Source organism: Acinetobacter sp. YH12046 (assembly GCF_013419905.1).
In the GTDB taxonomy this organism is placed as follows: domain Bacteria; phylum Pseudomonadota; class Gammaproteobacteria; order Pseudomonadales; family Moraxellaceae; genus Acinetobacter.
This window is the reverse complement of the sequence record NZ_VOZF01000007.1, coordinates 99,778-113,851: the sequence shown is the minus strand read 5'-3', so window position 1 is coordinate 113,851 and position 14,074 is coordinate 99,778. Positions and strand designations below refer to the sequence as shown.

Annotated in this window: 14 protein-coding genes; 12 read left to right on the top strand and 2 right to left on the bottom strand. The window is 41.8% G+C overall.

Annotation, left to right across the window (positions count from 1 at the left end):
• Positions 1–260: DUF4372 domain-containing protein (locus FTU03_RS06790; RefSeq protein WP_179992469.1), on the bottom strand; the 260-nt coding region annotated here is incomplete at its 3' end.
• A 294-nt stretch (positions 261–554) separates the two neighbouring features.
• Here FTU03_RS06790 and FTU03_RS06785 point away from each other — a divergent pair.
• The 3 genes from FTU03_RS06785 to FTU03_RS06775 all read left to right on the top strand — a co-directional run bounded on the left by FTU03_RS06785 (position 555) and on the right by FTU03_RS06775 (position 3,008).
• Positions 555–1,004, top strand: a complete 450-nt coding sequence (locus tag FTU03_RS06785; protein ID WP_004783858.1) for a hypothetical protein — start codon at positions 555–557, stop codon at positions 1,002–1,004.
• A 155-nt stretch (positions 1,005–1,159) separates the two neighbouring features.
• Positions 1,160–2,164 carry an LLM class flavin-dependent oxidoreductase gene (locus FTU03_RS06780; RefSeq protein ID WP_004783860.1) on the top strand — a complete coding sequence of 335 codons (1,005 nt, stop codon included), beginning with the start codon at positions 1,160–1,162 and terminating at the stop codon, positions 2,162–2,164.
• 280 nt (positions 2,165–2,444) lie between these two features.
• Positions 2,445–3,008, top strand: a complete 564-nt coding sequence (locus tag FTU03_RS06775; protein WP_179992468.1) for a flavoprotein — start codon at positions 2,445–2,447, stop codon at positions 3,006–3,008.
• A gap of 243 nt (positions 3,009–3,251) precedes the next feature.
• On the opposite strand, the gene FTU03_RS06770 is transcribed toward FTU03_RS06775, so the two are convergent.
• On the bottom strand, positions 3,252–4,088 hold the full coding sequence (locus FTU03_RS06770) for a pyruvate, water dikinase regulatory protein (protein WP_166134959.1): 837 nt from the start codon (positions 4,086–4,088) through the stop codon (positions 3,252–3,254).
• Positions 4,089–4,242: 154 nt separating this feature from the next.
• Here FTU03_RS06770 and ppsA point away from each other — a divergent pair, with 154 nt between their 5' ends.
• The 9 genes from ppsA (at position 4,243) to rpsR (ending at position 14,070) form a co-directional block, all read left to right on the top strand.
• Positions 4,243–6,621, top strand: a complete 2,379-nt coding sequence (ppsA, locus tag FTU03_RS06765; protein WP_004783865.1) for a phosphoenolpyruvate synthase — start codon at positions 4,243–4,245, stop codon at positions 6,619–6,621.
• Between the two features lie 522 nt (positions 6,622–7,143).
• The gene (locus tag FTU03_RS06760; RefSeq protein ID WP_179992467.1) at positions 7,144–7,950 is read left to right on the top strand and encodes an RDD family protein; all 807 of its coding nucleotides are present in this window, start codon (positions 7,144–7,146) and stop codon (positions 7,948–7,950) included.
• Positions 7,951–8,251: 301 nt separating this feature from the next.
• Positions 8,252–9,328, top strand: a complete 1,077-nt coding sequence (gene cyoA / locus FTU03_RS06755) for a ubiquinol oxidase subunit II (RefSeq protein WP_005236020.1) — start codon at positions 8,252–8,254, stop codon at positions 9,326–9,328.
• A 3-nt stretch (positions 9,329–9,331) separates the two neighbouring features.
• Positions 9,332–11,320, top strand: coding sequence for a cytochrome o ubiquinol oxidase subunit I (cyoB, locus tag FTU03_RS06750; protein ID WP_179992466.1), 1,989 nt, complete (start codon positions 9,332–9,334; stop codon positions 11,318–11,320).
• Positions 11,321–11,324: 4 nt separating this feature from the next.
• Positions 11,325–11,945 carry a cytochrome o ubiquinol oxidase subunit III gene (cyoC, locus tag FTU03_RS06745; RefSeq protein ID WP_166134969.1) on the top strand — a complete coding sequence of 207 codons (621 nt, stop codon included), beginning with the start codon at positions 11,325–11,327 and terminating at the stop codon, positions 11,943–11,945.
• On the top strand, positions 11,942–12,271 hold the full coding sequence (locus tag FTU03_RS06740; RefSeq protein WP_171064814.1) for a cytochrome o ubiquinol oxidase subunit IV: 330 nt from the start codon (positions 11,942–11,944) through the stop codon (positions 12,269–12,271). The genes cyoC and FTU03_RS06740 overlap by 4 nt, the downstream gene beginning before the upstream one ends.
• 10 nt (positions 12,272–12,281) lie before the next feature.
• Positions 12,282–13,160, top strand: a complete 879-nt coding sequence (gene cyoE / locus FTU03_RS06735) for a heme o synthase (RefSeq protein ID WP_179992465.1) — start codon at positions 12,282–12,284, stop codon at positions 13,158–13,160.
• 283 nt (positions 13,161–13,443) lie between these two features.
• Positions 13,444–13,830, top strand: coding sequence for a 30S ribosomal protein S6 (gene rpsF / locus FTU03_RS06730; protein WP_004696436.1), 387 nt, complete (start codon positions 13,444–13,446; stop codon positions 13,828–13,830).
• A gap of 12 nt (positions 13,831–13,842) precedes the next feature.
• Positions 13,843–14,070 (top strand): 30S ribosomal protein S18, encoded by a 228-nt coding sequence (gene rpsR / locus FTU03_RS06725; RefSeq protein WP_004278792.1) that lies wholly within the window; start codon positions 13,843–13,845, stop codon positions 14,068–14,070.
• Positions 14,071–14,074 lie beyond the last annotated feature (4 nt).

The following is a 14,074-nucleotide window of genomic DNA, read 5'->3' as shown; positions in this document are numbered from 1 at the left end:
TTGATTCGTGCCAGCGTGCTTCGGGGAATAGACTTTGCTCCGAGATGACTTAGCTTTTCCTGTTGGCACTCCAAATTGGATTGAATATCTCTCAGACTTTGCCTACAAGAGAATTGAGACATCAATAGGGCAATAAACTGATCCCACCGGGAAGCCGCTCTAAATTTCTGTCCAACATGGTGTACTTTAGCAAGTTGTTCAAAATCCTGTCGCACAACAGGTTTAATTAGCTCATGAAATACGGTATTCTGATGTGACAAAACCTGAATCCTGGTCGTTAAAGTGTTTGTTTGCACTCATATTTTAACTGTTAGGACTCAGGTTTTTTTATTTAAAGCAAACTATGGGACAGCAGTGCCTGTTTGGGTGCTTTTTTTATTATGCGTTCAACGTATTCAAATTCATGTAATACATCAACTTATTCGAACAAGATCATGAATAAATTAAGGAGATAAAAATCACAATTCGCCAACACTGCCTCCATGCTATTTGACGGTTGCTAGATTAAATTTATCTCATCAACAAATACAGCTAGATATATAAAAGGTGTACTCATGAATTACAAATCTCTAATGATCGCTGTCGTAGCAACCTCAGCCATGGGTATGACAGCCGCCAATGCCGGAAATACAACGAATACGGCTTTAGCTTCTGCTTTGGGTGGTGTCGTTGGTGCCGCAGTGGGCAATAAAATGGGTGGTACAACTGGTGCAACAATCGGTTCTGCGATTGGCGGTGGTGCTGGTGCCGCAGTAGCAGCGAATAAACGTGACCGTAATGGTGCGATTATCGGCGGTGCTTTAGGTGGTGGTGCCGGTTATGCCGTAGGTAAAAACATGGCGGGTTCTAATGGCGGCTTAATTGGTGCTGCATTAGGTTCTGCTGGTGGTTCTGCCCTTGGTAAAAAAGTCAGCGAAGACCGTCGTTATGATGACCGTTATGACCGTCGCTATAGTTCAAAAAACTATCGTACTAGCAACTACCGTTATAACCACCGTCGCTAAGATTTCCTCTAATCACTTTTCCTCCTTGAATAAGCATCTTCGGATGCTTATTTTTTTGCCTGTTATTTTGGTTTACATATATATCGATTTTTTTCGATATACAAATACAATGCAAAGTCGTATGCTCTTAGTCATGTTTATTCAAGAGTAATATTATGCGTACGCTTACCGATACCCAGTTCTCTATTCTCGAACTGGTTCCAGTTCGTGACGATAAGACCATTCAATTCTCCCTGCAACATGCGTTGGAATTGGCCCAGACCGCAGAACGTCTAGGTTATAGCCGGATGTGGCTGGCCGAGCATCATAATATGGATGGTATTGCCAGCTCAGCGACTGCCGTTCTCTTAGGCTATTTACTGGCAAATACCAATAGCATCAAACTTGGCTCTGGCGGCATTATGTTGCCAAACCATGCACCCTTGGTAGTAGCAGAACAGTTCGGTACATTAGCGACTTTATATCCAGATCGTATTGAGCTGGGTCTAGGCCGTGCTCCTGGTACCGATCAAATGACCATGCGTGCTTTACGTCGTGGCCGTCAGGAAACTGAAGATCAGTTCCCGCAGGATGTTTTAGAAATTCTGCAATACTTTAAAGATCCGATTCCAGGCCAACGCATTGTGGCAACTCCAGGCCAAAGCACACACGTACCTGTGTGGTTATTAGGTTCGAGCCTGTTTAGCGCACAACTGGCAGCAAAACTTGGTCTACCCTATTCTTTTGCATCTCACTTTGCTCCGCGTATGCTTGGTCAAGCGATTCAATTGTATCGGGACAATTTCGAACCGTCTGAATATCTGGATCGTCCTTATGTTTCTATGGGCGTACCGACTTGTGTCGCAGATACAGATGAAGAAGCTGAATATCTGGCAACAAGTGCTTACCAGCGTGTCCTTGCCCTGATTCGCGGTCAAAGCCTGAAATTGAAAGCGCCGATTGATTCTATGGAAGGACTCTGGTCACCACCTGAAAAAATGTCTGTCGACAATTTCTTTGCCATGGCGCAAGTGGGTTCCAAAGAAACTGTTAAAGCCGGTTTGGAAGCACTCATAGCAAAATATGATGTAGATGAGTTTATCTTCACCTGTGACATCTATGACACAGAGAAACGTCTGCATAATTTTGAATTGCTGATGCAGATCAAAAACGGGCAATAATGCTGTCTTGCTTTGCCTAATTTATTCTGATCTATATACCCACTCTTAGGAATGGGTATATTTTTTAAAACTTTGTTTGAAAATTTTAAGTCTCCAAATAGATAAATCCATGTCTAAGATGGATCTCCTGCGCTTTAATACATCTATGTCTCATTAAAAATACAATAGAAAAAAGAATGACTGTCTAAGTTAAATTTTGAACTTTACCGCTCTAGGGCTTTTGTTAATATCTATAACAAAGCAAATAAGACCAATTATTAAATAATTTCAAGGAAAAACAATGTCCACCAAGCAGGATGCATACGCGGGTATATTTGAGAATCGTCCCGAAAATTTCCAGCATTTTACTGGCATTAAAATGCCCTCTTCCCAGCTCGCTGAACTTGACTGTGCCGGAAAAGATATTGCGATTATCGGTACGGATCAATTTACCGTAAGCCAGCTCAACAAGATTAGCCAGCAAGCTCACTCAGTAAAAGTTTTTCAGATTAATCCGCAATTTGTATTGCCAGGTACTGAACGTGGTTTGCAGCGGTTATTAAATCACCCCTTAATCATTAAAAATCGACGCCTATTTAATAACCGCATTAAAAGCATTTTATCATTACGTTATCTAGAAAATCAGGTACAAAATTTATGGCTCAGACGCCAGCTCATGCCAAATCTTGCAGCCGCATCCAAAGTTTATCTTAAATCAGATCACTATTATGCTGCTCTGCAACGTGAAAATTGCCAGCTGATTACCTGGCCTATTGCAAAAATTTCCGAAAATAGTATTCATTGTATTAATGGAGATGAACATCAGGTTGAGCTAATTGTGCATACTTTTCAATCAGCAAGTTAATCTGTTTTTAGCACATAAGATTAAAAATTCGGAGTGTATTTGGAAAAATTTAGCTCTGCAAAATTGAATTTTTGATTTCATTGAATAGCAAAAAAGTTTAAAAAACAATCACTGCATTTTTTATTAAAATATTGAATATTTCAACAACTTATAATATTCATATTTTATTTCTATGAAAGCAGTATTTTTATTAATTTTTATCTATAAATCAGAGCCAAACTGAAGTCTGGCTCTGAATTCTTTTTAGCCAATTCGACGTTTTAGTCCTGTCATCTGTAAGACACGCGTTGAGATTTCTTCAATCGACATTTCCGAAACATTCAGGTACTTTATCCCTTCCGAAATATAGATGCCTTCAATTGCACGCAGTTCCATCTGACACTGGCTAAAGCTGGCATAACGGCTGTTGGCCTTACGTTCTGTACGAATTGCAACCAGACGTTCTGCATCAATCATCAAGCCAAAAAGCTTGTTTTTATGCGGTCTTAGCACTGCTGGCAGGCGGTTATCGTCCAGATCTTCTTCAGTTAGCGGATAGTTCGCTACACGAATTCCAAATTGCAGAGACAAATAAATTGAGGTTGGAGTCTTACCGGAACGCGATACGCCAATCAGGATCAGATCAGCCTTATCATAGTGACGCGTACGCGCACCATCATCATTGTCGAGCGCAAAATGTACGGCATCAATACGTGCCTTATAAGACTCAGAATCGGTCACCGCATGGGTCTGACCGACTAAAGTCGTAGGTTCAGTACCAAGCTCTTCTGATAATTTACTGATAAGCCCTTCAAAAACATCAAGATTTACTGCATTTGCAGTATTAATAATTTCACGCACATAGGGATCCACCAACGTATCGAAAACCAAAGGTTTTTGACCGTCTTTTTGGGCACGTTCATTGATCTCTGTGACCACATTCATGGCCGCTTCTTCAGAGCTAATATAAGGGATAATATGAATGTCAAAATCCACATGCGGAAACTGCGCTAACAGTGAGTGGCCAAGGGTTTCAGCAGTAATGGCAGTACCATCGGAAATAAAAAACACACTCCGCTGAATTTGTTTACCTTCTGACATTAAAATTCTCCTCAAACATTTGTCTTAGTACTATATAATCTTTATAGTAAACCGATCTTACATGACTGTCGCTTAGTAAAATCAAAAACCTAGAAGATTTGCTATACTCTCATGCCAAGATAGTGATTAATACTGCAAAAGTGGAGTAACAACTTTGGAAGCGCGCGTAATTGGTCTAGAAAAATTAGGGAAGCACGATGTTGAGCTTGTAGGTGGGAAAAACTCATCTCTGGGCGAAATGATCAGCCACTTATCTAATGCTGGTGTATCAGTACCAGGTGGCTTCGCAACAACAGCTGCTGCTTATCGTGAATTTCTCGAGCAAAGTGGCCTAAACGCTAAAATCAATGCAGAGCTTGCTGCACTTAACGTTGATGACGTCAATGCACTTGCTGAAACTGGTGCAAAGATTCGTCAATGGATTGTGGAAACTCCACTTACTGCTGAACTGGAAAAGGAAATTCGTGCAGCTTTTGCAGAACTTTCAAACGGCAACCCTGACATCGCGGTTGCCGTTCGTTCATCTGCGACTGCAGAAGACTTACCTGATGCTTCTTTCGCAGGTCAGCAAGAAACCTTCCTGAACATTCGTGGTATCGATAACGTTCTGATCGCGATCAAAGAAGTGTTTGCATCTTTGTACAATGACCGCGCGATCTCTTACCGTGTACACCAAAACTTTGCGCATGACGTGGTTGCTCTTTCTGCAGGCGTACAACGTATGGTTCGCTCAGAAACTGGTGCTGCTGGTGTAATGTTCACTCTAGATACTGAATCAGGCTTCCGTGATGCAGTATTCATTACAGCTTCTTATGGCTTGGGTGAAATGGTAGTTCAGGGTGCAGTAAACCCGGATGAATTCTATATTTCAAAACCGCTTCTAAATGCAGGCAAACACGCTGTACTGCGCCGTAACTTAGGTTCTAAACACCAGAAAATGATTTATGGTGAAGAAGCCGCTGCGGGTAAATCAGTTGTTGTAGTTGATGTAGAAAAAGCGGATCGTCAACAATTTGCATTGAACGATCATGAACTGCAAGAATTGGCTAAGCAAGCACTGATCATTGAAAACCACTACGGTTCTCCAATGGACATCGAGTGGGCGAAAGACGGTGATGACGGCAAAATCTACATCGTTCAGGCGCGTCCTGAAACTGTGAAGAGCCGTGAAAATGTCGGCACGATGGAACGCTACCTGTTAAAACAACGTGGTACTGTAATCTGTGAAGGCCGTTCAATTGGTCAACGTATCGGTTCTGGTAAAGTCCGCATCGTAACTTCAATTAAAGAAATGGACAAAGTACAAGACGGTGATGTACTTGTATCTGATATGACTGACCCGGATTGGGAACCAGTAATGAAACGTGCTGCTGCGATTGTAACTAACCGTGGTGGTCGTACTTGTCACGCTGCGATCATCGCACGTGAACTTGGGGTTCCAGCTATCGTAGGTTGTGGTAATGCAACCGAAGTCCTGGTTGACGGTCAGGAAGTGACTGTATCTTGTGCTGAAGGTGATACTGGTTTCATCTACGAAGGTGCGCTTGATTTCGAAATCCAAACCAACTCTATCGAATCTATGCCAAAACTTCCGTTCAAAATCATGATGAACGTAGGTAACCCGGATCGTGCATTTGACTTCGCGCAAATTCCGAACGAAGGTATTGGTCTTGCTCGGCTAGAGTTCATCATCAACCGTATGATCGGTGTGCATCCTAAAGCATTATTGAACATCGATAGTCTGCCACGTGAAACTCGTGCTGCTGTACTTGCTCGTACTGCAGGTTATGCATCTCCAATCGAATTCTATGTAGAAAAACTGGTTGAAGGTATCTCTACTCTTGCTGCTGCGTTCGCTGACAAACCAGTGATCGTACGTATGTCTGACTTCAAGTCAAACGAATACGCTAACCTGATCGGCGGTAAACTGTACGAACCTGAAGAAGAAAACCCAATGTTGGGCTTCCGTGGTGCAAGTCGTTATGTATCTGACAACTTCCGTGACTGCTTCGAACTTGAATGCCGTGCACTGAAAAAAGTTCGTGACGAAATGGGTCTGACTAACGTTCAAATCATGATCCCGTTCGTACGTACTGTTGCTGAAGCTAAACGTGTTATTGAGCTATTAGGTCAAAACGGTCTGAAACGTGGTGAAAATGGTCTTAAAGTGATCATGATGTGTGAATTGCCAACTAACGCTTTGTTAGCTGAACAGTTCCTTGAACACTTCGATGGTTTCTCTATCGGTTCAAATGACTTGACTCAGTTAACGCTTGGTCTTGACCGTGACTCTGGTATCGTTTCTCACCTATTTGATGAACGTGATCCAGCAGTAAAAGCGCTTCTTTCTATGGCCATCCATGCTTGCCGTAAAGCCGGTAAATATGTAGGTATCTGTGGCCAAGGTCCTTCTGACCACCCAGATCTTGCACAATGGCTGATGGAACAAGGTATTGAATCTGTATCTCTTAACCCAGACTCAGTATTGGATACCTGGTTCTTCCTGTCTGAAGAGAAAGCTCAAAAAGCTTAATTAACTCTTTAAAAAAAGACCCTTTCATAGGGTCTTTTTTTATGTTCTCAATATTACCTAGATATTAGACCTCTTGCGAAAGTATTATTTTTGACTATTTTAGACTTTGATATTTATTTAAAAATCAACGTTTATCACTGATTAAATTTTGACTAACGCAAGAGGTCTATTATCTTAATTATATTTATAGTTAAGTGATTAATTATATGTTTTTTGATTTAACAGAAATCAAATTATTTATATAAGCATAAGCTTCTTAGTGCAATGACAAACAAACACCAACAAACATCATGATAAAAAATTGCATAATTAAATTTAAGTGAATTTTCACATCTTGATAGCAAAATCATCAATCCTTGCTACACTGTCTCAATTATGGAGGAATTTGGTGATGAACATTCTTGAAAATCCTAAACTTATCCATATATTACACTTATATTCTTTTATTTGTTTTCAGCCTGAAAATACTTAAACTCCTAGTTCAATTTTTGTCTAAATTTATATTTTTGAGATTCAGTTTATATGCAGATTTACTTGGCACGAAATAATCAACAAGCTGGCCCATATACGCTCGAGCAATTAAATCAGATGCTTGCCAACCAACAGGTACTTCTGACTGATTTGGCTTGGCATCAAGGTATGACCGAATGGAAAGCTTTAGGTGAACTCACCCAAGGGAAACTGATCTATCAGCCTGAAGGCTATGTAGCACCAGAAATGCCAGCGACACCTGCCTATCAGGCTCCACAGAACGCAAATGAGTTAAGTACAGACCATCTTCGTGCCCGCAGCTCTCAAAATGTTGCAGCAAAAAAAGAACTGGCGAGTATTCCAAGCCGTATTTTAGCCAAGATTGTGGATCTGCTTTTATGGCTGCCTGCGACGTTTATTTTGACCGCATTTTTTACTCCTGAACAGGAAACCCAATTCGCACAACTGAACCAGGAATTTATGAATGTGATGTTAAGTAGTGATGCTGACCCTGCTTTGGCACAGCAGCTACAGACTCAGATGTTTGACATGTTTTCACAGCAGGCATGGATTGCGACTGCAATTTACCTGGTGATCATGCTCGCTATTCAGGCTTTTCTGATTGCCAAATCGGGTCAAAGTATCGGTAAAAAACTGACTAAAATTAAGATCGTAGATGCTGAGACTGGTGAAAAAACCAGCTTGATGCGTGCCTTCACTATTCGCAGTGTGTTCTTTATTTTCCTGAATATTATCTTCATGCCACTCAGCACAATCATTGACTGGGCGTTCGGTTTAGGGCAAAAACGTCAAACCGTGCACGATAAACTGGCAAAAACTCAAGTCGTTAAACAATAATTAGTTATGCCATAAAATGGGATGTTTTGGCATCCCATTTTCCTACATAACTTTGAAATTACAATAAAATTCCTATAAATATTCTTGAAACTCGACCGACAAAATCGGTTTTTATTACAGTCATTTAAAGCACCTTTATATATAGCTTAGTTTGGCAATATCAGGCATAATGCCCTACAACGTAGCGGTGTATTATGATTAGAAGGGTGTTTTGTAAAAAAACGGCCTCTTTTATCATGCGACACTTTAATCGCTATCCCATATTAAATTAGGGAATGGGACTCTTCACCGAGGTTGTAAAATGAGACAAACGATTTTAGCTGTATTGTCTTTATCAACGATGGCTGCACTTTTAACAGGGTGTGGTGGTGATCTAGTACTTCTGAACTCTAAGGGTCCAGTTGCTGAAGGCCAAAGTAGCCTGATGATGACTGCGATTTACTTAATGCTATTGGTGGTAATTCCATCAATTATCATGGCATTATGGTTCGGTTGGAAATATCGCGCATCGAATAAAGACGCAGACTATAAACCTACATGGGCACACTCTACTGCGATTGAAATTGTAGTTTGGGGTATCCCTGTCATTATTATTGGTATTTTAGCTTGGTTAACTTGGTGGGGTTCCCACAAGTACGACCCATACCGCCCACTTGAGGCAGATAAAGCACCATTAACAGTTCAGGTTATTGCTGAACAGTTCAAATGGATCTTCATCTACCCAGAACAAAACATTGCGACTGTAAACGAAATTCGCTTCCCAGAGAAAACTCCGGTAAGTCTTCGTTTGACTTCTAACTTCACGATGAACTCATTCTTCATCCCTGCGTTAAGTGGTCAGATCTATGCAATGGCGGGTATGCAAACTCACCTGAACTTAATGGCAGACGAAACTAGCCCAGCTGAAGGCTACCGCGGTTTCTCTTCTAACTATTCAGGCTATGGCTTCTCACAAATGCGCTTCCGTGCACATGCTGTGACTGATGCTCAGTTTGCTGAATGGGTAGCTGCAGTTAAAGCAGGTAACGGTACTTCAGTAAATCCAGAAGCAGTTCAAAAAACTGTTTTAGACCAAGCTGAATTTGCAAGCTTGCGTGACGGTAACCGTGGTAAACACCAAATCGAAGCGATTATTGCAAAAGCTACGACTCCTGAAGAGAAGGCTGCTGCTGAAGCAATGAAGCCTTACCCAACTAAGCCACATCCAGTGACTTACTACTCTTCTGTTGAGCAAGGTTTGTTTGAATCTGTGATCAATAACTACATGAGTAACTATCACGGTGCTGATCACTCAGCGTCTTCTGTTGCTCACCAGGAAGCAGCTGCTTCTGAAGCACATGTAGATGTTGAACATGCGACTGCTTCTCAAGGAGAATAATTCATGAGCTTCTTAGGTAAGTTAGGTCCAGATGCAATTCCGTACGATCCAATCGTACTGGTAACTGTTGCAATGATGATCTTAGGTGGTATCGCAGTTGTTGCAGGTATTACCTACTTCAAAAAATGGGGCTACCTGTGGAACGAATGGTTCACATCTGTAGACCATAAAAAAATTGGTATCATGTATATCTTTGTATCAGTGATCATGCTGGTACGTGGTTTCGCCGATGCGATTATGATGCGTCTTCAGCAGTTCCTTGCAAAAGGTGGCGGCGAAGGCTACTTGCACCCAGAACACTATGACCAGATCTTCACCGCACACGGTGTGATCATGATCTTCTTCGTGGCAATGGGTCTTGTTGTTGGCTTAATGAACATCTCTGTACCGCTTCAAATCGGTGCACGTGACGTTGCATTCCCATTATTGAACTCTTTAAGCTTCTGGCTGTTCGCTGGTGCTGCGGGTCTGATGATGGCTTCACTTGCGATTGGTGAATTCGCTGCGACTGGTTGGATGGCTTATCCTCCACTATCAGGCATTGAATACTCTCCTGGCGTCGGTGTGGATTACTACATCTGGGCACTGCAGATTTCAGGTCTGGGTACGCTATTAACGGGTGTTAACTTCTTCGTTACCATCATCAAAATGCGTGCGCCTGGCATGAAACTGATGGAAATGCCAATCTTTACCTGGACATCTTTATGTACAGCAGTATTGATTATCGCAGCATTCCCAGTGTTGACTGCTACTATTGCAATGCTGTCTCTTGACCGTTACTTCGGCTTCCACTTCTTCACAAACGAGCTAGGCGGTAGCCCAATGCTTTATGTGAACTTGATTTGGACTTGGGGTCACCCAGAAGTATACATTCTGGTATTGCCAGCATTTGGTATTTACTCTGAAGTTGTATCGACTTTCGCTCGTAAAGCATTGTTCGGTTATAAATCAATGGTGTATGCAACAGTTGCAATTACAGTATTGTCATTCGTTGTATGGGTTCACCACTTCTTTACCATGGGTGCAGGTGCCAACGTTAACGCGTTCTTCGGTATCATGACCATGATTATTGCGATTCCTACTGGTGTGAAAATCTTCTCTTGGTTGTTCACCATGTACAAGGGTCGTATCGTTTACACTACCCCAATGCTATGGACACTTGGCTTCCTTGTGACTTTTGGTATCGGTGGTTTAACAGGTGTATTGATGGCAGTTCCACCAGCGGACTTCCTGGTACATAACTCTTTATTCCTGATCGCTCACTTCCATAACGTAATTATTGGTGGTGTAGTATTCGCGATGTTCGCGGGTATCATCTTCTACTGGCCGAAAATGTTTGGTTGGAGACTGAATGAGACTTGGGGTAAAGCAGCATTCTGGTTCTGGTTCTTCGGTTTCTACTTTGCATTCATGCCACTTTATATCCTTGGTTTCATGGGTATGACTCGTCGTCTGAATACATTTGATAACCCAGACTGGGATCCGTATGTAAACATCGCAATGTTCGGTGCAGTTCTTGTAGCACTTGGTATTGTATGTTTCATCATGCAAATCGTTGTTGGTTTCCTACAACGCGATCAACGTCTAGATTTGACTGGCGATCCATGGGATGGTCGTACACTTGAATGGTCTACATCTTCTCCTGCTCCGTTCTATAACTTTGCTCATCTTCCAAAGATCAATGGTATTGATACTTTCTGGGTCGAGAAAGAAAACGGTGTTGCTTATGCAAAACCTACGAAGTACGAAGATATCCATATGCCGACTAACCGTGCTGCTGGTTTCATTATCGCAATGTTCATTACTGTTATGGGCTTCGCGTTAATCTGGCACATCTGGTGGTTAGTAGCGGTTACTTTCGTAGCAGCTATCATCAGCTTCATCGTGTCTTCTTTCACCAAGAAAGTGGATTACTATGTTCCTGCTGCTGAAGTTGAGCGTATTGAAGGTGAACGTTATGCGATCCTTGAAAAACACTTGAAGAAGGACTAAGACCATGGCTGAAGTACTTCATCACGATAACCACGGACACGATGAGCATCATCATCACGATGATACTGACATCACTGTCTTTGGTTTCTGGACTTACTTGATGAGTGACCTTATCCTTTTCGGTACACTCTTCATTGCATTCGCTGTTTTAAGTAGCCACGTTCCATTAGGCACTCCAAGCGCGCGTGATCTGTTTGGTGATTCATTAGGCTTCGTTTTAACTGAAACGTTTGCCCTTTTGATCTCTTCCGTAACTTTTGGTTTTGCCGTTCTAGCTGCCTACAAGAAAAACGTTAGTCAGGTTCTTACCTGGTTAGCGATCACTTGGTTATTTGGTGCTGCCTTCATCGGTATGGAACTTTATGAGTTCAATCATTTAGTTCATGCTGGTCATGGCCCTAGCACTTCTGCGTTCCTGTCTTCGTTCTTTACGCTGGTAGGTACGCACGGTATCCACGTGACTTCAGGTTTGGTATGGATGATCGTGTTAATGATTCAAATCAAGAAATATGGTTTGACTCTGCCTAACACTCGTCGTCTTGCGTGCCTAAGCTTGTTCTGGCACTTCCTTGACATCGTATGGATCTGTGTATTCAGCGTAGTTTACTTGATGGGAGTTCTATAATGAGTCATGATCATAACGCTGCTGGCGAATCACACGGTAACATGAAGCAATATACTGTTGGCTTCATCCTGTCTGTTGTCCTTACTGTAATTCCATTCGGTATGGTCATGGCAGGTGGTTTTAGCCGCGGTATCTTGATTACTGCTATTGCAATTACTGCAGTCGCTCAGATTCTTGTGCAATTAATTTACTTCTTGCACATGAACTCTTCTTCAGAGCAACGCTGGAACGTAATTGCATTTGTGTATACCATCTTAACCATCGCTATTCTTTTAGTGGGTTCTGTATGGATCATGAACTACCTACACTACAACATGATGATCTAAACTGGTTGTCATGCTGAAAAAGTATTTATTCCTGACTAAGCCAGGAATTCTCTTCGGTAACTTTGTTACCACTTTGGGTGGCTACTTCGTAGCCACTCAAGGTTCTGTAGATTTCCTTCTCCTGCTTCTTACTCTTATTGGTACTACTCTCGTAGTGGCATCAGGATGCGTGGTCAATAACGTTATTGATCAGGACATCGACCAAAAAATGCAGCGCACGCAAAATCGCGCACTTGTCAAAAAAACTATTTCTGTACCTGTTGCTCTCACCTTTGCTTTTGTACTGGGTGTGATCGGTTTTGGCATTTTATGGTTCTGGGTAAATGCATACGCTTTCCTATTCGCAGTTATTGGTTTTGTCGTATACGTTGGTTTTTACAGCTTATGGACAAAACGAACAACTATTCACCAAACACTGGTAGGCAGTATTTCTGGTGCAGCACCGCCTGTGATCGGTTATACCGCAGTTGCAAGCCAGTTTGACCTGGGTGCCCTTTTAATTTTTCTAGGGTATGCACTCTGGCAAATGCCCCATTCATGGGGAATTGCAGTCTATCGTTTTGAAGATTACAAAAATGCAGGCATTCCAATTCTGCCTGTCGCCCGTTCAATTCGACGTACCAAGATCGAATCTTTGATCTACGTGATATTGTTCGGAATTACCATGAATGCTTTATTTGTTTATGGTTATGCAAACTGGATCTATCTGGTGGTATTAAATCTGATGACGCTTTACTGGATCTATCTCAGTATTCAGGGCTTTAAAGCTGAAGATAATCAGGCATGGGCAAAACAGTATTTCATGTTCTCGGTCAAACTAATTACCGTGATCAGTATTATTTTCAGTTTTACTTCTACTGCCCCGCAGAATCCAATCATATTCTTTTAAGAAGATAGAGTTTTACTCTATCTTTTTTATTTCTCCTGCTAAATACCTAATTCCTTTCAAGCTTACTTAAAGTAACTGTGTTTCTTCTAGAAATTTCCCTCTTGTAAATTTTTATTTGCTTCCATACCTACTTAAACATTCATCATCTGGCAAGATTTGCTTGTATTTCAGCCCCAAAACCACTAAACTTCACGCTTCGCATATTATGCGACACAACCAAGGTTGTGACTCCTTGCTTCAATTTCACTTAAATTGGGGCTGTTTAAACCGTAAGGAGCTGACAATGCGTCACTACGAAATCGTACTATTGGTACATCCAGACCAAAGCGATCAAGTTGTGGGTATGGTAGAACGTTACCTGACTCACATCAAAGAAGCTGAAGGTCAAATCCACCGTCTTGAAGACTGGGGCCGTCGTCAATTGGCTTACCCAATCAACAAGATCCACAAAGCTCACTACATTCTGATGAATGTTGAGTGTGGTCAAACTACTCTTGATGAGCTAGAAGAATTGTTCCGTTATAACGATGCAATCATTCGTAGCCTTATCATCCGTCGTGAAAACGCTATCACTGAAGAGTCACTATTGGCTAAGAGTGCTGAAGAAAAACGTGCGCGTAAAGCTCAACGTGAAGAAGCACAACAAGCTCAAGACTCTGCTGAAGCATAAGGAGAACCTAACATGGCACGTTTTTACCGTCGTCGCAAGTTCTGCCGCTTTACAGCTGAGAACGTTACGTACATCGACTACAAAGATATCGACACTTTAAAACAGTACATCACTGAAAACGGCAAGATTGTTCCTAGCCGTATTACAGGTACTAAAGCTCGTTACCAACGTCAGCTAGCACTTGCTATCAAACAAGCTCGCTACTTGTCTTTGATCCCTTACACTGACAATCATAAGTGAGGTT